The organism is Bradyrhizobium sp. CB82 (genome assembly GCF_029714405.1).
Classification (GTDB): Bacteria; Pseudomonadota; Alphaproteobacteria; order Rhizobiales; family Xanthobacteraceae; genus Bradyrhizobium.
The window spans coordinates 1,992,558-2,015,578 of sequence record NZ_CP121650.1 but is presented as its reverse complement, the minus strand read 5'-3'; the positions used below and the strand labels follow the sequence as shown (position 1 = coordinate 2,015,578).

The window sequence follows — 23,021 nt, the reverse complement described above, 5'->3', positions numbered from 1 at the left end:
CTGCTGAACGAACACGCGGTATCTCAGGCGAGCTTGGGAGGCTAGTGCATCTTGGAAAAGGTGGGCAGTGGGGAGCGGAACGCAGCTATCGGCCGTTTTGAACAGGCGGTCACGTCGCGGCGTCGGACCGAGCTGGATCTAGATCAGTTTACTGTGAGACAGGACCCGTCGGTAAAGACCGATGAATTGGCTGACCAGCCCCCAGTTGCGATGCGCCGGTTTGTTGTCCAGCAGTATCGCAAGCGCCCACAGTAGATCGCGATATGCCACGGAAAATGACCGCTCGATGAGTTCGTCGAGTCGATCTGCCATCGCACCGTAGCCTGCGTCCGTCGCGTATAGGAGCGTATTGCGGAACTCGGCTCGCGCCGTGATGAACTGTCGAACGGTCATCCCGCTTTGCCTAGTGATCTCCGCCTCGAAATCGCGAAACAATTCCTCCACGACATCTTCGTGATCAAGATCGTCACAGGAGATGGAAACGTTGAGTGGGTTCAGCGCCACGAGCTCCTGACCATCCTCCTTGTGCATTCGCAGCTTGACTCGACCCTCGTCGACCACCGGTTCGAGCCGCATCGTGATTAGGTTCTCCCAACCCGGAAATGTGATCCCATTCCGGATCATGTCGCTCAGTATCCAGCGAAATTGAGAAAGCACTGGATGGAAGGAGAGTTTCACGTAATGGTTCTTGTATCGTCGGATGAAGTCTTCGTGCGCCGGAAGGTTTGCGGCGTTCAATTTGAGCACTTCAAAAATTGCGACTACAAGCTCCTCTTCGGCCGCAATACAGCGGATGGCACCCATTTCCTCGTCGACGCCAGTGAGCCGCATGGCTTTGGAAAAGTGATCGAGGGCCTTCGATACCCTCGAGGCCACTTTCCGCGGTGCCCGCTCGAAGATGAATTCGACGAACTCGGCGCCGATGAGGCGGACGAACGGCTCAAGTGTCTTTTCGCTGGATGAGGGATCGAGATCTACGTTCGTATTCAACTGAATGCTCGAGCGGGCGGATCGGCAGGCCGACCGAATGACTAGGGATTTTGCTAACAGGACGCAGGCGTCGCTTTGTCAAGGCGGCCCACCGGTCAATCGTAGGCTCCTCGCCAGGCCGTCCACATGCTGTTGTAGTCGATTGCCGTGGCCGGAAGGGGCATCCGCCTTTCGTCGAGGGCCCGCAGCCCGTCCAGGAAGAGCGGGACGTCGCGGAGGGGTATCGCCAACGGTCCCCCGGTGAGGTTCGCCAGCGCCATGCTGTCGGGCAATTCCGGGAAGTAGGTCGTCATGTTTCGGACCACGACCGAGAGCCGGGCCGGTTGGCGTCGGCGGACGAATTCGTAGGCGACCATCGCGGCGGCGATCGGATCGATCCACTTCAGGTTCAGCACGTCGTCCATGAAGTACGTCGGAACGCCGCCGCGCAGAATGTCGCGGCGGCTCCTGAAGGCCCTCTCAGCTTCCGCGATCACCTTCAGGTCCGCCAATTGATTGCGGTCTCTGACCAATGCGGCGACCGACGGATCGAGACGATCGACCAGGTGGCCGATGGGCAGCAGGTATTGCGAGATCACCGGGTTTCCGAATTCGTCGAGGGTCGCAACGATCAGGGTGGTTCGATTGGGCGAAGCCACCGAGGCGACCGTGTATGACGCGCCGCCGTTCGTACGGAGCGATAGCAGGATCGGCCCGGCGAGATTTCGGAAGACGGCCTCCTTCAGTCCGCGCAATCCCGCCGGCTGCGTCGCCGGCGACCAATCGACGCGCTTCGGATCCGTCGATGCGGCGACGTCAAGGACGGTGCCGGGATCTTCGAACCCCGCCAACACGTACACGGGCGCGGAGCCGGGAGGCTCGTGGGAGAAATCCTGCAACGGAAGCCGCCCGATTTTCGAATAGTCCGTATACGGCGTACCGGACATGATTCTCCCGCCTCCGACGAGGGCCAGCCACACGTTGAGGTCGGGATCGGATAGCGGTCCCAAGGACTCCGAAAAGTCAATCGCGCCGCCGTCGACGTCGAATTCACCTGCCAGGGAGGCGTGTGGGACGCTACCGGACCAGTCCGCGATCCTGACCGATTCCTGAGGCCCCACCACGATGTCGTGGGAATTGAGAACGCGGTCGTTTCGATCGAGGATCGTCGCCGCATAGCGCCCGCGAGGGACAACGATCTTCTCCATGCCGCGGAACTGCTCTCGCTTCCCCGTGGCGAGCTCCTCGAGCTCGAGCGTGAGGCTTTTGGGAATCGCGACGTCTCCCGTATTGGCGGCAGGTGTGCTGGTCGTCACGCCCGGGCCGGGAGGCTCGCACTGGAAGGTCAGCGTCGCATCGTCGAATACCACGACCTCGCGGTCGTTTTCGCGGACTTGGGCGCCGTTTACGTGGACGGAGACGGTGTACCGGTCGGGTTTAAGTTCGAACGACGTGGATTCTCCGACTATCTCTGTATCGATGCGCGCAGGCGCACGCTTGCCGGTCGTGACGATGGTGCCGGCCGGCGAGCCGACGTTACCTTCGATCTGAACGGTGAACCGGGACATCGGAGGCGGCTTGAGCCGAATGATGATGGCGTCGGTTTCGCCGTCACTGCCAGCGACGTTGTTGTGGACGCGCTGAGGCTTCATCCTTTCCTTCACGAAGCCGCGCAACGTGTCGAACCTTACCATCATCGTGTCATTTTGGTTCTCGTCCCACATCTTCGCCGTGCTTTTTCCGTTCAGCCCGGCGAGCAGCGAGGCCGCGAAACGGCCATCGACGGCAGCGGTAGCGGCGGGGGCAGTCGACTGAAGGAGAAAGGTCGTGGCTTCGTCCGAGGTTTGAGGGTCGCTTGGCGGAACGATGCCGCCAGGGTTAATCCGTCGTCCGTCGAGGTCGTTCCGACACGCATCGACGAAATAGTACTGGTGTCCCGATCCCAGGTGCTGCCGAAGCCAATAGATGGCTTTATCGAGCTGGAGGCACGAGCTTCCCGACAGATCCATAGACCTGTAGCTAGACGCGATGAGAACATCGGACCGCGCATCGGGCTGGACGAACGAGAAGCCATGACCGCTGAAATAGAAGAAGAACTCCTCGGTGGAATTCTGGCCTGCGACCCTTAGGTCCAGCAGCGCCTGCGTCAGATCTTCAGCAGCCGCGTGTCTGCCGCCGGCGACCGCCGGCTCTGAGCAGAAGATGATCTGCCTGTCGGCAGCCGCCACGCCTTCGGCATCCCATTTCGCCGAGAGCCAGCGTTGGAAATCCTCAGCGGATTTGAGAGTGCCTTCAAGCTTGGACACGATGCTGTTGTCGCTTACCCTGGCGTATTCTTCGATACCGATTATCAGCGCGCGCCGACCCATCGCGACGACCTCAAAGGAGCGCCCGGATCTCGGCCGAGCTGACCGCTTCGTTCCGAAACATGAAATACCCGGATCTGTGAATTCCGGTGACCTGCCCCGTGGCGATCGCGAAGACCGGAGATCCGGAATTTCCCTGCGTAGTCGAACAATCGTGGAAAATATCGGCTGCGGCAGATCCGTCAAGCACCTCACCCAGGGCGGCGCTTTTTACGCCAAACTTTCCGTCGAAGACGGACGTAAGGAAGAGCGGGTTGTTGGCCTCGTCTTTTCCAGGGAAGCCCATCGTAACGATGTTGGCACCAGCAGGAGGCACGTCGTCCGCGAAAGCGACTGGCGTGCGAGCCGCCGTATCCGCACGCAGGACCACGATGTCCTTGACCGGATGGATCGCGACCACTTCAACCAGAGCGGCGATGTCGGCGGTCGAGTTCGTTCCAAGGTACTCCTGCTTAAAAACAATACGGCCGGCTCCGGGAGCCAGGACCTCCGCGCCGCTGCTCAAGACGGCGAGTACGTGCCGGTTCGTTGCAACGAGTCCGGCTCCGACAACGAAGCCGGTCCCGACATGGCGGCTGCGAGCATCCTCTATCCGACCGACCGAACCCACATATTGCTTGGCGATCGTCTGAAATTTGCTCCAGGCATCCTTGAGCTCCACCGGTCTTAGATCCCGATTAGCGGTCTCGGGAAGGTCGTCGAGTAGGCCGTTTCGAAGAAGCACGACCGGTCGCAATAGCCGCACCACAATTTCAAGGGCCGTGAGCTGCTGAGGAGTGGGCGCTTCGCCGTTCCGCAGGGCCTCGAGCGCTAACTGAGCCTCGGCCTCACTATTGGGAATGTTGAGGGGACCGATTATGGACCGGACCTTGCGTACGGCCTCTACGGGCGAATTCCCGGCCAACGCGCGTTCCGCGCGTGCCAACAGTGCGGCGTGATCGGCGGGCACGACCTAGACCAGTCGTTTGGAATAGATGACTTCGCCAGTCGCGCTCCGCACTTCCTCCTCGAGATGGACGCCGTCGATATTCAGTACCGCGTATCCGTGCGGGGTGAACTTGTCCTCTTCACCAACGATAAACTCGTTGCGCCCCTCGAGCACCACCGCGCGCGGCAGGGGATTTCCTTCGACCGTGACGGCAGGACAGAATCGCCAGTCGGCTCGCTCGTAGGCCGGTCCGGTTGCCTTCGACAAGCCGATGGTCAGGTCGCGGCTTTGCGGCATACCGCTATGTCCGATGCATCGTGCCCAAATCCCGAAGTTGGTGTCCGGCGCCTCGTACACCGTGCATCGATGTTCATGTCCCCAATACCAGGCGAATATCCGCTTGCTGCGCAGCAATTCACCCAAGCCGGGATGCGACCACAGCTTGGTGCCCTGCTCCTTTTCGATGTTCGAGTACAACTGGTGATGTGAAAACAGCACAATCTTGCGGTCGCCGGCCTTGCGGACGACCTCGGTGAGCCATCTCACCTGTTCGTCGTCGATGGCGTGATCTTTATAGGCGACATCCAGCCCGATCAGGGTCCATTGACTGTTCTGATACGCGAAGTAGCTGCCTTCCTGACCGAATGCCGGCAGTGTCCGACCGAAATACGCATCACCGCCGGAATACATTTCATGGTTGGAGTTCAGGGCGCGGTTGATCGCCCCGCGACGCGTCGGCCAGATCTCGAGAAACCTCTGATCGACCTCCGAACTGGTACCGGAGTAATAGACGTCGCCGAGATGCAGCAGGAGGTCGAACGGATCGCGGTCCTGCCGGACCGCGGCGCCGATCTTCGGGGCTCCATATAGACCGGTCCCCCAATCTCCCAAAACCGCAATGCGGCACGTGTCCGGAAGCGATGCAGCGATGTCCGTCTTGGGCCGCACCATCGGGTGGGGGATGAGGTGCTTCAGCTTTTCCCACACAACGGTCGCCCATCCGGACCAATCGTTCGTATCGAACATGGCTTCCAGTCCGCCGCTGGGCAACTCCGCATATCGGAGTTTGGCGGCCTCCCCCGATGCGACCAGACTCTGCAGTCGAGCCGCGCGAGCATCATGCGGCGTGGTTAAGACCTTCGCGCCAGCGGTTCGCTCGGCATCCTGCAGCATTCTGAGTACATTGCCAACGCCGGCCATGATCGCCGCTTTCTGAACGGGATCGACGGTGGTATCTCGTCCCGACGCTTCGGCAAGGTTCCCAATCGCCTCGTCGGAGCCGATCGCCTTCGAAATCTGCGCGAACGTGACGACGACTGGTTCGGACGGCTTCGTTTCGGCACCCATCGGTCGACTCCTGCTGCCGTCGGCCCGCGACCGACATGCTGTCACGTCAATTCAGCCAGACAGTAAAGGCATCTGGCACCCGAGGCGATACCCTAGGTTTGACTGCTTGATTAACTTAGCATCGCTTGATATAACTTGCAACCCAACTGGTGATTCTTGAGATGGCGCGACTCGGAAAGACACTGACTGCGGCACGCGAGCGAAAGGGGCTGAGCTTACGTGACGTCGAGCGCGCGACCGGGCTGTCGAATGCTTATTTGTCGCAAATCGAAAACGGCAAGATCGCATCGCCCTCACCAAAGGTTCTTCACAAGATCGCCATCCTATATGAGCTCTCGTATGCTGCGCTGATGAGCCAAGCGGGATATCCTGCCGGAGAGTCGGACCGCGCCAGCGACGACAGGCTACGGTTGGCGGCAAGGCTGGGTCCGACCAGTCCCGAGGAGGAGGATGCCTTGGCGGAATACCTTGCCTTTCTTAGATCACGGACCGGCAGAACACGCTGATGAAGTGGTCGTTGTCAGCCGCAAAGACCTTCCGGAAGTGCCAACGGGAATGGTACTTCCGGCATTGTCTCGCGAGCCCGACGGCGAACGATCCGGCCCGACGCGACGCATTCAATCTCGGGAAGTTGCAGACGGTGGCCGGCTGGCGCGGGTCAGTCGTCGACGACATCATTTCCAGAACCGTGGTTGGGACATTGAAGGCCCGCAAGATGCCGGAGACCGGAGGCGTGCTCTCGGAGGCGCGTCGCATCTTCGACATGCAGCTCGATACGGCCCGCAAACATCCGTTGCGCGAACCCGATATGCCCGTCTCGTCATGGGGCCGCTCGTATGCCGCTCTCGCAAGCGTCGAATACGGCGACGGCCCGACGATGGACGAGATCGACCGCGCATGGACCGAAATATCGGAAGCACTCCGGAATCTGCTCCGGCGCCGCAACTTCCTCGAGCGTCTGTCGGCCGCCAAGATACTGATGCCGCAACGCACGTTGCAGTACGCCGACTACGGCGTCACGGTCGTCGTGGTACCGGACCTGGTCGCCTTCTACGAAGACGAGCCTCCCGCCATCGTGGACTGGAAGACGCACGCGGTTGGCACGAGTGACGCCTGGCTTCAACTCGCCATCTATTCTTCAGCGCTCAGGCGCTGCAAGCCGCACAAGGATTTTCCGGAGGCCCCTTCGGCCCGCGCTCCCGACGAGATCCGGTTGGTCGAGGTTCAGCTCCTGCTGGATCGGATGCGACGTCACGAGCTCGACGATGAAGACCGCGCGAGCGCCGACGACTACATCGCGGAGAGCGCGACGGCGATGCTCGCCGCGCTCGACGGCCGAAAGGGACACGAACTCGCGGTGGAAGATTTTCCGGCGTCTCCGTTCGAGACGGTCTGCGAAAACTGCGTATTCAAGAGGATTTGTTGGGAGCGGCAGGCATGAGCAGCGAGACCAACATCTTCCGGATCGCCAATCTGGAGGAATTGTCGACAACCTATCAGACTTACAGGATCCGGGGTCTCAATCCAGAGTCCGCCGAATTCTACAGGAACCGGCACCAGATCGTCGGCCGCCTCAGCCGTCTTCTGAAGCAGCCTGTGGAGATGTTCGAGGAAGACGACGGCATGTTTCTGGGGGTGCCCGAGGGTGCCGAAGAGCTCCCGACTTCGATGATCGTCACACGTGCGAACGTCCGTTTTGACGCGATGCCTGGCACCCGTGTCCTCGACTACACGGCGCGCAGTCCCGCGACGGATTTGCTCTGCACGAGATTTATCGACTTTATGGTCCAGGCGCCGCTCCGGTCTCGGCAGGCCTTGTGGCGACCGGGAGCGGGTGCCGCCTTTTTCGAGAAGGCTACCCTTCCTGGTGAAGGCCCGATCGGACGCCACGAGGGTTTTAGCGTTCGTGCGTTCATCATGGCGGACGGAGGTATTGGACTCTGCGTCGACTCGCGTAGCTGCTACGTCGATCGCAGGCCGCTACAGCGAAATATGACGCGAAATGACTTCAGGCGCATCAAGGGGAGACACGCGGTCTACCGAATGGGTCATGAATGGTTCGACATCCGGCTTCTCGCCATCTCCGATTTCAACGTCGGCGAAGTCGTGGTGCCTATGCCGGACGGACGCCAGGTTGGCCTGGCCGAATTCATCGAAACGCGGTCGCGTAAACCGATCTCTCCCGAGTTGGCCCGCCTGGATCCCGCCGGCCAGGTCGTGGTCTATCTGAATACGCGAGGAGAGGAGCGCTCGGCGCCGGCGGCGCTCTGTCACCTCACCTACGACACCGAGTCGCGCGAGGTCCGCAAGTCGCATGCCGACGCCATCCTGGCGCCCGGCGTACGTCGCGCCCGGATCACCGAGCTTTGTCGGAAATACATCGGCGAGGTTAGGATCGGCGGGGCCGCCCTAAGGCTGGAGGCTCGACCGCTCGAGATCGAACGCAAGACCTTCGCGGTTCCGGACCTGAACTTCGGCGGTAGCAAGGTTCTTTCGCTCAACGGACGCGGGAACGCCAAGAACGTGTCCGCAGCCGAGTTCGGCAAGAGCCGACGAGAAATGCTCCTTGATCGCAAGGCCGGGTTCTACGTCCGATCGCAATTGGACCGTCAGTACCTGATCCTGCCCCAGACCGTGGTCGACAGTTGGGGAGAGCCGTTCGTGGCCCAGCTCAAGCAGGAGGTGTCCGCGCTATATCCGCATGGAGGGTTCGAACCTGTTGTCGTCCCCTACAACGACGTCGGCGTCGGACACACCTTCGTGGATCAGGCGCGCGCGATCCTCGCGGCGGCGCAGGCGTCCTGCCTCCTTCCCGGTTTCGCCGCGGTCATGATCCATGAAATCGAGCGGGGAGGTAGACGGGCGCACGACCAACTGGAGGCCGCGGTCCTCCGCGAACTTCCCAAGCGGCTGGATGTCCGGGCAACGGTGCTGCATTCCTCGAAGGGCCGCGAGTGCTACGAGCAATACGTCGATTCCCAAGGAAACCCGGCCTATCGCGTCAGAGCGGACAAGACGAGCTTGTTCAACAGCTATGTCCGCAACGTCGCCTTGTCCAAGGTTTTGCTTGCCAACGAAAAGTGGCCCTTCGTGCTCGCCGAGCCGCTCCACGCTGATCTGATCGTGGGAATCGACGTGAAGCAGAACACGGCCGGCTATACTGTCGTGTCGAACGCCGGCGGCTCGATCCGGTTCCGGTCCGAGCCGTCTCGCCAATCGGAAAAGCTGCTGGCATCGCAAATCCGCTCGCAGCTCGAAAGTCTGCTTAGGGCTGAATTCGAAGATAGAGTCGATCGCTCGGGCGCATCGTGATCCACCGCGACGGTCGGAGTTTTCCAGAGGAGCGGCTCGGGGCAAGGGCAGCCTGTGACGCCTTACGTCTGGAGGGGGTGCTGCGCGACGACGCGACGCTGACGGTGGTCGAAATACACAAGACAAGCCCCTCGCCTCTCCGGTTCTTCGACGTGCAGCGCCGGGATGGCAGGGAAATCGTCGGGAATCCGCCTATAGGCCTTCACTACGTCAGCGGACAGGACGGCTATCTCGCAACGACGGGGATGCCCTTCCGTCGGCCGGGCACGTCCAGGCCACTGCATGTCAGACATGTCGAGGGCCCGCTGAGCTTGGTGCAGTGCATGGAGGATATATTCCGGCTTTCGAATCTGACCTGGAGCCGGCCCGAGGATTGCCTCCGCCTGCCAATAACGATCAAGTTGACCGACCGCGTGTTGGGCGAAGATGCCACCGACTATGACGAAGATCTGCTGAGATTTGGGGAAGGCTCCGAGAGGGAAAGCGCATGAGCAACGCTGGACTGCAGGGCACGCTTTACGGCGAGATCCGGTTGTTGTCCGAACTCGTCGACGCCGTGATCGCCGACTTGAGCATGGACGCGCGCCGGACTTCGCGTTCGCGGTCCGAGCTTTCGAAGACGTTGCGCGAGTTGACGACATCGGGCTCGACCGCCCTGCTCTTGCGCTACGTCCTGCCCGGCTCCGAGGACGCGGCCCGGGGGTGGTCGACCCTTCCGGACGCCTTGGATCAAGAAACCGCTCCGGCCGGTCTCGTCGATCGGCTCGAGACGCTCGCCCGGATTCTGGATCGCAGTCGGTCGGCGGCATTCGAGAGACTTCGCGGTGTCGGCGCTTGACGACTACTTTGCCGTTTCGGCGAACCAACTAGCCGCCCGCGGTCGCGTGTTGCTGGGTAAGATCCCTCGCGATCTTTCGCCCCATTATGGTGGACTCGTCACCATCACGCAGGATCGGCTCAACAGAGCGATCGAAGGATTTCTGGAATTCTCCAACCCGTCCGCAAGACCACTCCCCGAGGCGGTGAGGCAACGGCAGTTTCGGCGGATGGTCGAGGAACTCGATCTCATCGAGTCTACCGCGCTGACCGCGCTGAACCGCGCGTCGGACGACGATCTAATCCTCACGCATCTGGTGACCGAAATCTGCAGAGAGGTGAAGTATCCTTTGCTTTCTCCGGTCGTTTCCGCCACCTCGCAGCGATATTTCGGGATCTATCCCGGGTACAAACTCATGATGGTACCGTTGACGGAAGGTCATTTCCTGCTCCATCTGCCGGACATCTACCACGAACTTGCCCATCCGCTCCTAGCCCCTGACAATCGCAACGACCCGCGGATCGAACCCTTCAGGAAGGCATGGTTCGATATGATCGAGGACACCAGTCTTCACTTCGAGAGCGAGATTGCGACGGTCAGACGCGGACGATCCCCGGAGCGGCTCGCGACCCTCTTGAATCGGGCAGAACTGGCCTGGGCCGGGCCCTGGGGCGTCGAATTCTTCTGCGACGTATTCGCCACATGCACGGTGGGGCCGGCTTTCGCCTGGTCGCATCTTCATCTGCACTCCAAACGGGGCGCGCTCGCCTTTTCCTTCCCTCAAACGGGCAGCGCATCACACCCGGCGGACGACGCCAGGATGCAGATCATCGTTGCCACGCTCGATCGGCTCGGTTTCGCCGCCGACGCCCGCACGGTCGCCGATAGGTGGGCCGAGCTCGTTCAGGTGTCCGAACCGTCCGCACCGCCCGAATTCCGCCGCTGCTACCCTCCCGCGCTCCTAAAGTCCTGTGTCGCGAGCGCGATCGAAGCCACCGCGGCGATCGGGTGCGACTTTGCGGCCCCGTCGATGTCAGGAAGAATTCGGCGGGTGTTGAACGACGCCTGGACCGAGCTCTGGGCTCAGCCTACCGGGTATTTGAATTGGGAAAGGGGGATCGTGGGCGACCTCCGGTCGGCCTACAGCCCCAAGTAGCGGCCGTTGGGGGGCGCTGGCGCCCAAAGGGTCGATTTTTCCTGTATTTCGGGCCGAATGGCCTCCCGAATTGCACGAATCAGGCATAGATTCGGGGTTCCCTAAGGAATTCCGAGCTAGATCGACCCCAAATGAGCTCCCAGCGGATCCGATTCGGCAATCTGGCGTTGAGAAATGGTTCCGAGCGTGGTAATGCGTCGCGGACCCACCTAGTTCAGCCGTCGTCGGCCGCGCTATCAAGGATCGCTTACCCATGGCCGAGAATAACGCCACAAAGCGAGAGGAGTCGCCTGCTCAGACGCAGCAGACGTCGGCCCCGACATTCAGGATTCCACCCCTTACTCAGGACCAGAGGCAGTACCTGAGCCGTATCCGCACGTCCGAAGAAAATCCGGATCTCAGCATCCCGCTGGGCGGACCGCGCAACACGCCTGCCCTCTAGTTCATGGCAAGGTGGAGCGCGGCGCCGGTCGAGGCGGCCGAGTTGCCGGATCAGTGGCTGTGCTCCGCTCCGTTCTCGTTTTTCTCTGACGTCATCGAGCAGTTTTTTACTGCAACTACTAACCGCGCACCGATACATCGGATCTGCACACTAATGCGACAGCAGGGTGCCAACCTGCTCGTCGCTGAATCTGTGTTGTCCCGACCCGACGTGGTCGAAGAGATCACGGCCTTGGACGCGCGGTACAACGGCGGAGGCGACGCTCAGGCCATCGCGCTCTCCTTCTTCAAGGTCGCGCAGGGCGTCAAAAAGCTCGACGATGCCAGCGCTCCTCGGCTGCTGGCGCATGCGGTTCTTATCAACTATCGGGTCAAGGGCTATTCGAGCTTCACGCACTCATACGTCTACGAGGCCATTCTGCCTCCTCCCGGTAGGACGCTCGGCCGCCCCCTCGATTTCCCCAGGACCCTCGTGCTGCCCGTGCAGGAGTTCAGCTGTACGGTCCTCGACCGCACGTTCGGTGTCCAGGGCGTGTTGTACTGCCAGCAGAACGACACATTGCATGTGTGTGCCCATTCGTGCCTGCGCATGGCGATCGGCTCGTCGCAGCACTCCATGGGCAAGATCAGCAGCAACAAAATAAATCGGCTTCTCGGCATCAGAGAGCGGGTCAGCTCGCTGGACTCCGGTCAGATTGCCGAGGTCATCGACGCGTGTGGACTGAAGGCTGCGGTCAGGACGAAGCTCAAACCCGACGAATACCTGTCCGAGCTGGCCGCGCTGATAGATTCCGGATACATGGCCCTCCTCGGCTTCACCACGAAGCAGGAGAAGGGACGGCCCATAATGGGTCACGTCGTCACAGCGTTCGGGCACTCGCGGAATGCCAATCAGTGGCATGCACAGGCTGTACAGACGTACTCCGGCCCCCGATCGTCGAAATATCTAGCGAGCAGTTCCTGGATCGACAATTTCATCATCCACGACGACAACCTCGGTCCTTATCTTTCGCTCAGCGCGCGTTCGTTCATGCGTAATCCTGTGATGAAGCTGAACTGCATCATTGGTTTGCTGCCGGAGTCTGCGATCAGCAGCAACCACGCGGAGCTGATCGCGGTGGGCGTGCTTCGTCATCTGCTTCCGCTTCTCCGCGAGGACAGCACGAACTACTGGATTCGGTATCTGGCCGAGCAGCGCGACGTCCCGATTCTCAGGTCCGTCTTGATGACGAAAACCGATTACATCGGGCACTTGAAGTGCGCCAAGGCGCATGACCGAACACGAATGGACGCCTTGGCGCTGTCGAAGTTGGATTCGCTCGACGGATCCTTCTGGATGGTCGAATTCAGTCTTCCGCCTCTTTACACGGGCAACGGTTCCAAGCTGGGCGAGGTGCTGGTAAGCGCGAGAGAAGGCGTTGCCGGGGGCGGCGGCAAGGTTCTTGCCGTCAGACTGCCCGGAAGCGTCCTGTCGCTGGTGGGTGACGACACTCTCGAACTGGACAGCTGCGATCTCGCCTCGCATTCAGCTATCTACGAGAAGGCAATGGTTGGGGGACTGAGGTGATCTCCTAGGCACTTCCGCAGTTGCAGGCGACCGAGCGAGAGAGAAATCGTCCGTGTATGCTTGATCTAGGCGCAGCACCTTGTGAGGGGTCGTAAATGGCGAAAAAGACGTCTGCTAAACGTGGGCGCGGGCCTTCTCGCTCCCGAGCGAGGAAGAAGACTTCTCCGAAAAGGACTGTTGCCACCGTCGAGGCAGCTCGTCCCCTGCCGTTCGGCTTCAGCCCTCCACCCGGGTTCGAACTGCAGCCGGACGGGCTGGGATTTTCCCTGTTTCCAAATGTGACGACGACATTCCTGCCGAATGCCGCCGTGTCTCCGGATCTGCTCGAAACGCGTCTATCGCCAATTCCTGTCCGCCCGGCCAGCGATCTGAAACGGCTGCCGCTCGGACTCGAGCGCGGCCTGGATCCTCGCCTGCAACTCGCCGTCGCGAACTTCCGTATGGGCAAGACCGGCCCGGAGCTCGCGTCTACCGCAGGCGACGAGGTGGCCGTGATCGCGCGCGTGAATTCGGTCGAGGCTTGGGAAGAGATGGCCGACGTCGATCCCGGCGTCGTCCTTGGCACCGCCCGCGACGGCAAATCGTGGATCGTCACCGGCCGCGTTCCGATCAAACGCGTCGAGGCCGTCGGCCGCGGCGAAGGTGTCGTCGCTCTGACGGCTTCGCAGACGGTTCAACCTAGTTTGGCGGCAACGACGACGGCTATGGAGGTGGCGCCGAGCGCACTTCCGAAAACTAGCGCTCCCGACGGCGGCGCCGGCGTCGTCGTCGGCATCGTCGACTTCGGGTGTGATTTCGCGCATCGGAACTTCCGACTCAAGAACGGCAGAACGCGCCTCTTGTCGATCTGGCACCAGAGCGGAAAGACGCGGCCAGGCAGTTCGGTCAAATACGGCAGCGTCTATTCGCGCGCTGAGATCGACAACGCTCTCTTGGAGGCCAATCCGTACTTGGCTCTCGGCTACGGACCACGGAGCGACCGAGGCGGTACGCATGGCACGCACGTCATGGATATTGCAGTGGGAAATGGGAACGGCACGCGCGTTCCGGGCGTGGCGCCGAATGCGGACATCGTGTTCGTCGAAGCAGCGGTGACCGACATCGCATGGCATGGTCATGCGACCATCGACAGCAGCTTTGGAGATTCGGTCCAACTCCTCGAAGCCGTTAGGTTCATCTTCGACACGGCAGGTAATCGTCCTTGCGTCTGCAACATCAGCCTCGGTACCAACGGCGGACCACACGACGGGAGCACGTTGGTCGAGCAAGCGCTCGACGCGATCGTCAGGGAAGCGCCCAACAGAGCGATCGTGATCGCCGCCGGAAATGCTCAGGCAGACGACATTCATACCCAAGGCATCATCCGTAAGGGAGAAACGCGCGTCATTGAATGGCGGCAGCAAGCCGCCGGTGGCGGCGAGTTCGAATTGTGGTATCCGGGATCCCGCCGCCTGGAAGTCAGGCTCGTCGCGCCCGATGGCACGAAGTTCGATCCCGTGGCGCCGAACGACTACTTGGCCATGGGCAGCGATAGTCAAATGGCCGCTTTCATCAGCAGTCGTCTCAACGATCCCAACAACGGCGACAACATGATCGGGATCTGGATCGCCGAAGGATTGTCGGAAGAGAACTTCAAAGTCGAATTGAGGATCCTGGACGATGTGAATGAGGATCTCGAGTACCACGCCTGGATCGAACGCGATGACCGGAAGCAGGGCAGCTTCGTGGACGCGGTTGCCACGCATACGCTGGGGTCGATTTCGACCGGTCACGATACCTTGGTCGTCGGCAGCTACGATGGTCACAAGAAACACTTTCCCAATGCGTCCACATCAAGCGCAGGTCCCACCAGAGACGGGAGAGAGAAGCCGGAGCTGTCGGCCCCCGGCCAGTTCGTATTGGCCGCCATGTCCGGTACGAGGGACGGCGTTGTGAAGAAGTCAGGAACGAGCATGGCCGCACCGGCAGTAACGGGCCTCGTTGCTCTGCTGTTTGCCGAAGCCAGACGGCAGCGAAAGGATATTTCCATCGAAGACCTTCGAGAGAAACTCATCGCCGAAGCTTTGGTCTCGCCGCCCAATTTAAAGGCTAGTGAAGGATGGCATCCGACCTACGGGTATGGCCGGGCATGCGGTCGCAGCATCAAACTGTAGTAAGGATGCAACGCGCACCGATTTTTGATGCGACGCAGCGCCGCTACCCCTTAACGTTTCTTGAACCGTTCTCGGATAGTTCTAAACTAAGTGAGCACGAGGCGGATCGCCATGCCCATCGATTTCAAGTCGCTCCATAAATTGGAATCGGTACCGGGCTCCTTGTCCTCTCGGACCCGGAGCGCGAACGAGATCGTGCAGGTGCTCGTCAAGCTCCGCAAGGGAGCCAAGCGTCCATCGTTCATCAAGCCGCGGGCGCAGATAACATCTCGTATCTTTTCGGCCGACGTCACATTTGGCGACATGCAGCGCCTCGAGGCCGACCCCGCTGTCGAATCGATGGCCCTCGCTCGACGCATGCCCGGGATTAAATAGCACCTGCAATCATCGAAGTTCGCGCGGAGTGATCGGATGTTTCGCCAGCTCCGTCCTCGCCAGGGTTTGTCGTGCGTCAGCTCGCGATGCATGAGTACTCAGGGACGCGGTCCCGAGGCGCTGGCCGCGGAGTTCGCCCTCTCGGCGGCATCCGTCGTCCTGGACCAAGATGGGTGGCTAGAGCGTTTCGACGAAATTGGCACAAGTCTCGCGCGGCAGCGATAGAAGCCGTTGCGAGCCATTATCGGCTACGCCATTGTTGGAGCCGCAGACCGCTTGCCGGTCCCTACTTAGTTTTTGGATCCATGCCGAAGATCGCCATATCCGAGATCACGCGCCGCAACCTTTTCGATGAATTGAGATTGCGTGGTACAGCTTGGGCCGGACGTCTGGGCGAATCCGACTTTTTGGGCCGCGTATTCGATCTGAGCACGCTCCCCTCCCATGATCACCGCCAAAAGACAATGGCGGGCGACATCTGGATGCATCGCGAAAATTTTCGCGATTGGGACGATGACTGGGTCTATGACGATAACCGCTTAAAGCTACTGCATTGTCCTGACGAAAAGTTCCTTTCGTTCCTTTGCGAAATGATCCATCCACTGGTTCGCCAGGACGAGAGGGAGATTGAGGCTCTTCGACAGGTGTTTAATCGCCACTTGGGCGCGGATGGCTACGAAGTGGCAGCTCACACCTATATCTCGGGCAAGGCCATATACGCGGCGCGGCCGATAGCGGCCGGCGTATTGCAGATTGCTGCGGCCCGGGAGATCGCCGACGAGCTCGCTTCCGACCACGTTGCAGCCTTGATAACCAGAATAGAAGCGGCGGTTGAGGCGGACCCCGCCTTGGCCATCGGATCGGCCAAGGAGTTCGTCGAATCAATCTGCAAAGGCATTTTGTCTTCTCGCGGCTTAACGGTGCGTGCCGGCGACAGCCTGCCTCAACTGGTGAAGGCCACTCGCGACGCGCTGAACCTTTCAGGCCAAGGAAAGACCGGCGATACGTTGCGCCAGGTACTCAGTTCGCTTTCGACAATCACGCAAGGAATTGCAGAGTTGAGGGGACAGCTCGGATCCGGGCACGGCCATCACCCCTCGGCGGCGCGACCACTCTCGTCTGTTGCCCGGCTCAGCGTCAACACGGCGATCGCGCTAGGCGTCTTCCTGTACGAGACTCATCGCGAGATGTCAAAAGCGAATGACGTTTTCGGATTACTGGACAACTAAGTATTGCAATCGGAACTCGCTTCTCTCGAAGGATCCGAACGAATTGTGGCAACGAGCGCGCGCACAACTCTCAAACGGTTGGCCAATCTCGCGGCGAGGGCGTACCCCGTTGAGGTGACATTTAAAGACAGCAGGCCTGAGGACGCGACCGATTCACCACGGTATTAGCGTCCCGTTATTTGCGGCCGACGGTGCTCAGCGTCCATGTCTAAAAGAGAAAGGCCACCCTCTCGGAGTGGCCGATCCCGTTCAGAACAGCCGCACGATAACCGCCACCATCGAAGCCACTTGCGGGGGCACGAGGCACCCCAGGCCGAGACGGTAGACCCTACCGTTAGGCTGGCTGGCTTCGAGGACGAGGAAGATACCCATTTGGGCCTCCTGTTCTCGTGCGCGGGGTCCTAACTTAGCCGACATCGCGCGTTGAGCCAGCGAGCTTAGGGATTTTTGGGAGTTTAGATAGCCACCCGGTGTCCCCTACACGCTTCGGCTCTTTCGGTGTCGCAGGGGAGGTGGGGTTGAGCGAGCGCCGCACAAGATGCAAACGAATGATTTTTTGGCGTTGACTCTCAAGGAATCGGGTCCCTGGCTCCATAGCCATCCCAGTTGTCCGACAATAGCTCGACAACATCGTCATCATGCTTTTGGCGGGGATTTGTGCGGTGATTAGCTCGCCTGTATTCACGCTTGCGTCAGCCGCGATCGGCCTTCAGTGACCCAAACATCTCGGCAATGTTGCGATCCGCGTCCCGCTCGATGCCGTAGCGCTCCTTCCACTCGTCCTGCATGTGGTCCACGTAGGCGTCTTCGTGTTCCTCATACTCGCTTTTTGCCTGTTCGACACTCTCGATCAAGTGACTGACGTCTACGCCCAGTTCATCGCGGAACAGTTCCAGGTCCTCGATCAACCCGTCGAACTGTTCGCGTGATCGGCACTCGCGCAAATCGTCCCTAAAATAGTCTCGTCGATAACAATCAAAGCCTGCACGGGCAGTCAGGACGTTGGTATGAGCGTGGTCGGAAGTATCAACCACACTGATCAGCTCGCGGAGTTCGTCGGCTCGGCAGCCGCTGCTGGCTTCCTCCAGGATCGCGGCCTCGATGATCGCTTGCATCGAAATCGCATCTTGGCACAACAACGAGTTCGTCCGATCAAGCGCGCGATGCAATTCGACCGCATCGTTTATGTCGGGACGCTCCGTTTCCCACTCCTTCAACAGTCGAGCAAAGACCAGGGCGACGAGTGCATCGATGCCCGTGCTAGACAGCTGTTCCGCCATGTGAACAATGATCGCCAGCCGTTTTTCGAACGTTGGCCCCCGGAACGCGATGGAGCCATTACCCATGTCGATACGGCGATCAATCACTGCGACCTCGCCGATCCGCTGGGCGATCCGCGCTGCATCACGACGCAGAGTGGCTCGAATCGCTCCGGTTTCGTCGGCCTTTGCGAAGGTCCATAGGTGTTCGACTTGGTCGAACCCCGTAGCACCCGAGAACAGATCGACGGCGTTGTCTGGACTTTCGAGGACGACAGCATTCATCAGGTCGAGGACCGAGGGATCGATAACCTCGAATCCGTGAGGGCCGGATGGCTTTACGAAGCTGTTGGCCACCTCGCGAATAGCCAAAGCGAAGTCCTCTGGTCTTGTTTGAAAACCATAGCGGTCCGCTCGCAACTGGTGGAGTGCAGCAAACGACTGGGTGAGTCTGTCTCCTGCGCATTTGCCGCCGAGCGAATAAAGCGCAAGCAAGAGCGAACGCCCCGCGTCGGTGAGCTCCCGTTCATAGGCATGACGCCAGATTTCCGACGGGTCATGCAGCAAGCTTTGTACGAAGCCTCTATACTTCTCGACCTGAATCGAGCGCAGCCGCCGATAACTAGATAACCATTCAATTACCCGCGGATTGAATTTGTCGTGCTTTACTATTTTGAGATAGAAATCGCCGCGCAACAGTTCGTCCCGATAAGCATCCGGCAAATCGCTGAAATGCAAATGATTGTATAAGATCCGGGCGCGCTGCATTCGGTCGTAGCTGGGCATGTTGAGAAAGACCCGCAAATCGCCGAGGTCAGAGTGGCGAAGACGCTCGGAGCGGGAAAGCGCTTGCGAATAGACGTGTTCACGTGTGGTCAGAACCATTCGTGCGGTTGGTGACGCACGCACCATGGCGATGAAATTGAGCAGCGCACGGTCGTTCGAGCCGGCATGCACCCCCGCGCGATCGCCCAAAAATGTCGCGCCCATGAAATCGTCAAAATAGAAGATTTGTCGAAGACCCGGCTGAAATAGCTGCTCGCCCTCCTCGATATCCCGTTGAATTACTACCGCCTGATAGCCTTTCTCCAAATGTTCATAGAGAAGCAAATCGGCTAGCGTGGTTTTTCCGACACCCGGTGGACCGGCGATGACCACGACTCGTTCATCAATCAGCATCTTTAGCGCTTGCGGATAGGCGGCGCTCGCGACATAGCGCTTAGCCTTCTCATAGACCTGCTGTGCCTTGAATTCGCTGCGGGTCATCGCAGCATTATGCAGAACGCGATCCAGGACTGCCCGACTGGCCAACCAAAGCTTGTAGTGCCGCCCCTCGACGGCCGGGTATTGGCCCAAGAGATTGTTCAGATCTTCGGCGCCTAGAACGTCGTTCGTTTTGAGCGCATCAGCGCCGATTGTCTTAACAACGGCATCCTTGTTCGCGGGTGTCAGTTGCAAGGACGTCACCAGCAAATAGCGGCTCGGCTGCAACCTGCGCACCTTGGTTGCCTCATTTTCCAAATCACGCAGAAGGCCCGAAAGCCCGGTGCGCAGGTAATGCTTGACTTGCACAATTGTTTTCTGCGGGCCCATTGCGTAGCGCAGGTCGATGCCACCGTCGCGCCCGGTCTTGAAGCTCTCGATCGTAACCTGCCAATGCGCTTGCAGCAGATCCCGAACTAGCAATTCTAAGTCGTATGGCGAAAGCTGGTGAAAATCGTAGTCCGGCATCGATCCAAAGCCTAAAAATAAAGGCTGATTCGCAAGTCCAAAGGGATAACTTAGAAGCGAGAACTATAACTGTCGATCCTAGGCCGCACAACCCAGAGCTGGAACTAGATCGCTCGTGCGCAGCGTGCAGTGCCTGCACCGGAGGGGACACCCATGCGGTGGTTAGGCGCAGCACAATAAAGATAGCAAACAAAAGGAAATCGCGGCTGGAGCCGTCGCGATACCTTGGTCGTTGGAGGGGAAGGAGGAATTTGGAATGGCATGGACCAAAACGGACGATGGCTCGATCGTCGATCAGAACGGGAGGGTGATTTTCTTCAGCACCAAGCGATTCATTGACGACATCTGCCTCGGGAACTGCTGCTTCATTTGCGGTGCGGATCCCACCGAAAAGGAGTTCAACGACGAGCATGTTTTTCCGGAGTGGCTACTGCGGAAGTACGACCTCTTTGCCCGCACGATAACATTACCCAACGGCAGGAAGGTTCGGTACGACAGGCATACGGTGCCGTGCTGCGTCGAATGCAATTCGCTAATGGGAAAAACGATAGAGAAGCCGATGAGCGCCGTTGTAAACGGCGGACCGGACTCGATCCAGAACCACGTCGCGGCCAACGGTGCGCTTGAACTATTCGTCTGGATGGGTCTGATCTATCTGAAGCTCCACCTAAAGAACAAGACGAACCGTAAGATCCTCGATACGCGAGTGCCAGGCGGAATGATCGCCGATGACTACGAATGGGATCTCTTGCACCATATTCATACCGTCGTTCGGTGCTTCTATATCCCCACGATGATCGAGGCGCAGGTCTTCGGTTCGCTTCTCGTCTTACCTTGCCGTCAGGAAGGAAGTCCCGATGAGTTCGATTTCGGCGATCTTCACATCGCGCAAACGATGATGTTGCGGCTGGGACGCACCGCAATTTTCATTGTCTTCAACGACTCCACTGGTGCACTCAGTTTCTTCCGAGAGAACATGCTCGATAAGATCACGGGGCCGATATCAGAATTGCAGGCGCGCGAAATAATGACGGAGTTCGCAATGCTCAATCTGCACCTGAAGGAACGGCCGATCTATCAAAGCGAGCTCGATACCGTGAATGAGCAACACAGGATCATTGCGCGTCTCCCAGACCGGCCGGAACTGGAAGACTGGAATTATGAGGTTCGTGGTAAGTTAATGTGGAACGCATTCGGTCATGCTTGGCCGCAATTGCGTTTCGCCGGCACGACAGAAGAGGAAGTAAAGGAGGTTATTCTTACGGGCAAGCTGACTGTTCTATTCGATGACATCGGCAATTTCGTTAGCGGACCTGCGAATCTATAACGATGCTGTACCCGAGGCGAGGCCGGGCTATTAGCCTATAGTGAGGCCAACGGGTCCTTAGATTATTCGGGCGGGGAAGGGCAATGGACGAGAATAAGCGGTTTGTCGAAGATTTCGCAAACCCCCATTCGTGGTTACTCACCGCTGAGAACCTGCACGATCAGGCCACCGAAATGTACCGACGGCGCGACCAGTCGAGCATCTTGACGAAGACGAACGCGAAACAGGAAATTGTGCGGCAAGTCTGCGGCGTCGACAAGCCGATCTTCCTGCTGGGCGGCTTCGCGCTAGAGAACGCGATGAAGGCGTTTCTGGTTTACGAAAACCCCCACTGGATCTCGAACGGGAAACTGTCCAGCGAGCTCAAGTCTCACAAGCTGAGGGTTTTGCGAAGTCGGTCCAAATTGATCCCGTACAAGAATTCGTACACGCACATCCTCGAAGCCTTCGAATCCGGGCTCGACTCGTGGTTCCGTTATCCATGCGCCCTCACTGTCGAGGATACGCAGGAGGAGCGAAATCTGTACGAGTACTTATGGCATGGGTATTCCAGACTAATGAGTGCGTACGGCAAAAAGCTCGTGATGCTCCTCGACAAAGAATGGAAAGGGCCGCACGGGACCCGCGGACGCTGGAAGGTGCAAGGCGAGACGCTTGGATGGCGCGGAAAGCCCTTACCAGCGTACTACCGTCGCCCAAAGAGACCGCAACAAAGCTAGGCATAACCGGCGCGCCGCTGGTTTACTTCGAGCGCAAGCGCCTCGAGCTTGGATTGAGCGGGCGAAGGGCATCGAACCCTCGTATGCGGCTTGAGCTGTCTCAGCAACCTTACGAGCTTCTCACACGCTTCTTCTTGCGTGTCTCGTCACACCGCTTCAACGGCGGCGCGCCGACCTCGTAGCGCGGCAATTTCCGGAGCTCGCGCCGGGCCGTTTGTGGCCAGAGGTCGCCGTACTCCCGCGCCTCGTTAGCAGGCGCGTGTCCCTGGATGATGTTCTGAATGCGCTCGTCCATGTCCACATCCATTGCCACAAAACCGATGCCGCCAGCCGTGATTTGGCAAAACGCCTTTCGGAATTCCCAACCCGCGAACCCAACTCGCCAGCCGTTCACCGACTTTTTGCCACTGCGCATTTGCAGGCGTCCCGCCCCGCCCGCGCTCGGGATCGTAAAACAGCGGCCGGTCGCCGCGGGATTTCACGTAATCCAAGAGTCCCTGTTCGATCAGATGATCGTAGATCGGAACCTTCCGATACTCGTCAGCCTTCGTATTTTCAGCGCGTATACGAAACAGAGGAATGCCATCCTCGGTTTGAATGTCGGCGGGACAAAGCGGGGTGATCTCATTCACGCGCGCGCCGGTGTAGGCGCATATCCAGGGGACCCACCTGTGGGCGGCCGCCATCTCCTCGCTCATTTTGGCCGACCTTTCAGCAAGCGTTGCCTTCAGGATGATTTCGGCCTCCGCCCGCGTGAACCCTTTCTCGCGCTTCCTGGACTTCTTCTTCACGCGGACCTTGATGCCAACGACCGGATTGCTGGTGATCCAGTCCTGCTCCACCGCGTATTGGAGCGTGGCTTTTGCTGCGGCAATATAGCCATCCCGCACGCTTCGCGGCGCCAGGCCTTGCGCCAGCAATTGGTCCTTCCAGTCAATTAGAAGGGAGCGGGTGACAGCTGACAGGTCATCGCGACCGACGTGAACGACCAGGCGATCGATGATCGGTCCCCACTTCTTGACGGTCCTCGCGCCGAGCCCGGCTTCTTTTGCGTACGCCTTGAACGCCGCGACGATTGACGTCACCTGGGCCTTGGCGCGGTCCTGCCACTCGGGAAACCGCGAAGCCTTCGGATCGGGCGTGTAGTCGCGGCCTGCATTGCGCATCAGCTGCTGGTCGGCCATCTGACTCGCTTCCGCGAACGCCTTGAAAAACATCTCGAAGCTCGGCGGATCGAGACGCATGCCCATGTCGGTCAGGTACTGCTTCGCATGCCACCGATAATGTAGCCAAAGGCCAACGGCGTCGGGTCCCTTCTCGGGGAT

Annotated in this window: 19 protein-coding genes; 12 read left to right on the top strand and 7 right to left on the bottom strand. The window is 59.5% G+C overall.

The window, feature by feature from the left end:
* Window positions 1–138 precede the first annotated feature (138 nt).
* The 4 genes from QA640_RS09880 to QA640_RS09865 all read right to left on the bottom strand — a co-directional run bounded on the left by QA640_RS09880 (window position 139) and on the right by QA640_RS09865 (window position 5,610).
* Window positions 139–990, bottom strand: a complete 852-nt coding sequence (locus QA640_RS09880; RefSeq protein ID WP_283040495.1) for a hypothetical protein — start codon at window positions 988–990, stop codon at window positions 139–141.
* 95 nt (window positions 991–1,085) lie between these two features.
* Window positions 1,086–3,275 carry a caspase family protein gene (locus QA640_RS09875; RefSeq protein WP_283040494.1) on the bottom strand — a complete coding sequence of 730 codons (2,190 nt, stop codon included), beginning with the start codon at window positions 3,273–3,275 and terminating at the stop codon, window positions 1,086–1,088.
* A 73-nt stretch (window positions 3,276–3,348) separates the two neighbouring features.
* On the bottom strand, window positions 3,349–4,284 hold the full coding sequence (locus QA640_RS09870) for a serine protease (RefSeq protein WP_283040493.1): 936 nt from the start codon (window positions 4,282–4,284) through the stop codon (window positions 3,349–3,351).
* A 3-nt stretch (window positions 4,285–4,287) separates the two neighbouring features.
* Window positions 4,288–5,610 carry a metallophosphoesterase gene (locus QA640_RS09865; RefSeq protein WP_283040492.1) on the bottom strand — a complete coding sequence of 441 codons (1,323 nt, stop codon included), beginning with the start codon at window positions 5,608–5,610 and terminating at the stop codon, window positions 4,288–4,290.
* Between the two features lie 161 nt (window positions 5,611–5,771).
* Between QA640_RS09865 and QA640_RS09860 the strand changes: the two genes are divergently transcribed.
* The 10 genes from QA640_RS09860 to QA640_RS09815 all read left to right on the top strand — a co-directional run bounded on the left by QA640_RS09860 (window position 5,772) and on the right by QA640_RS09815 (window position 16,660).
* Window positions 5,772–6,116, top strand: coding sequence for a helix-turn-helix transcriptional regulator (locus QA640_RS09860; protein WP_283040491.1), 345 nt, complete (start codon window positions 5,772–5,774; stop codon window positions 6,114–6,116).
* Entirely contained in the window at window positions 6,116–7,051 is a 936-nt protein-coding gene (locus tag QA640_RS09855) for a PD-(D/E)XK nuclease family protein (protein WP_283040490.1), read from the top strand. The genes QA640_RS09860 and QA640_RS09855 overlap by 1 nt, the downstream gene beginning before the upstream one ends.
* Window positions 7,048–8,922, top strand: a complete 1,875-nt coding sequence (locus QA640_RS09850; protein ID WP_283040489.1) for a hypothetical protein — start codon at window positions 7,048–7,050, stop codon at window positions 8,920–8,922. The genes QA640_RS09855 and QA640_RS09850 overlap by 4 nt, the downstream gene beginning before the upstream one ends.
* Complete coding sequence (locus tag QA640_RS09845; RefSeq protein WP_283040488.1) at window positions 8,919–9,413, top strand: hypothetical protein; 495 nt, start codon at window positions 8,919–8,921, stop codon at window positions 9,411–9,413. Before QA640_RS09850 ends, QA640_RS09845 begins: the two co-directional genes overlap by 4 nt.
* Window positions 9,410–9,760, top strand: coding sequence for a hypothetical protein (locus tag QA640_RS09840; RefSeq protein WP_283040487.1), 351 nt, complete (start codon window positions 9,410–9,412; stop codon window positions 9,758–9,760). The genes QA640_RS09845 and QA640_RS09840 overlap by 4 nt, the downstream gene beginning before the upstream one ends.
* Complete coding sequence (locus tag QA640_RS09835) at window positions 9,747–10,895, top strand: hypothetical protein (protein WP_283040486.1); 1,149 nt, start codon at window positions 9,747–9,749, stop codon at window positions 10,893–10,895. Before QA640_RS09840 ends, QA640_RS09835 begins: the two co-directional genes overlap by 14 nt.
* A 445-nt stretch (window positions 10,896–11,340) precedes the next feature.
* Window positions 11,341–12,903: a hypothetical protein gene (locus QA640_RS09830; RefSeq protein ID WP_283040485.1), complete on the top strand. Its 1,563-nt coding sequence runs from the start codon at window positions 11,341–11,343 to the stop codon at window positions 12,901–12,903.
* A 95-nt stretch (window positions 12,904–12,998) separates the two neighbouring features.
* A complete protein-coding gene (locus QA640_RS09825; RefSeq protein ID WP_283040484.1) occupies window positions 12,999–15,056 on the top strand; it encodes a S8 family serine peptidase in 2,058 nt (685 codons plus the stop codon).
* Window positions 15,057–15,167: 111 nt separating this feature from the next.
* The gene (locus QA640_RS09820) at window positions 15,168–15,431 is read left to right on the top strand and encodes a hypothetical protein (protein WP_283040483.1); all 264 of its coding nucleotides are present in this window, start codon (window positions 15,168–15,170) and stop codon (window positions 15,429–15,431) included.
* Between the two features lie 305 nt (window positions 15,432–15,736).
* Window positions 15,737–16,660, top strand: a complete 924-nt coding sequence (locus QA640_RS09815) for an abortive infection family protein (RefSeq protein WP_283040482.1) — start codon at window positions 15,737–15,739, stop codon at window positions 16,658–16,660.
* A 249-nt stretch (window positions 16,661–16,909) separates the two neighbouring features.
* Here QA640_RS09815 and QA640_RS09810 read toward each other — a convergent pair whose 3' ends face one another.
* Together QA640_RS09810 and QA640_RS09805 are read right to left on the bottom strand one after the other, a co-directional pair.
* On the bottom strand, window positions 16,910–17,032 hold the full coding sequence (locus QA640_RS09810) for a hypothetical protein (protein ID WP_283040481.1): 123 nt from the start codon (window positions 17,030–17,032) through the stop codon (window positions 16,910–16,912).
* A gap of 320 nt (window positions 17,033–17,352) precedes the next feature.
* Window positions 17,353–19,650: a restriction endonuclease gene (locus QA640_RS09805; protein ID WP_283040480.1), complete on the bottom strand. Its 2,298-nt coding sequence runs from the start codon at window positions 19,648–19,650 to the stop codon at window positions 17,353–17,355.
* A gap of 256 nt (window positions 19,651–19,906) precedes the next feature.
* Between QA640_RS09805 and QA640_RS09800 the strand changes: the two genes are divergently transcribed.
* Together QA640_RS09800 and QA640_RS09795 are read left to right on the top strand one after the other, a co-directional pair.
* The gene (locus QA640_RS09800) at window positions 19,907–20,977 is read left to right on the top strand and encodes a hypothetical protein (RefSeq protein ID WP_283040479.1); all 1,071 of its coding nucleotides are present in this window, start codon (window positions 19,907–19,909) and stop codon (window positions 20,975–20,977) included.
* A gap of 83 nt (window positions 20,978–21,060) precedes the next feature.
* Entirely contained in the window at window positions 21,061–21,696 is a 636-nt protein-coding gene (locus QA640_RS09795) for a hypothetical protein (RefSeq protein WP_283040478.1), read from the top strand.
* Window positions 21,697–21,944: 248 nt separating this feature from the next.
* Here the strand turns inward: QA640_RS09795 and QA640_RS09790 are convergent, their stop codons facing one another.
* On the bottom strand, window positions 21,945–22,940 hold the full coding sequence (locus tag QA640_RS09790) for a hypothetical protein (RefSeq protein ID WP_283040477.1): 996 nt from the start codon (window positions 22,938–22,940) through the stop codon (window positions 21,945–21,947).
* Window positions 22,941–23,021: the final 81 nt, after the last annotated feature.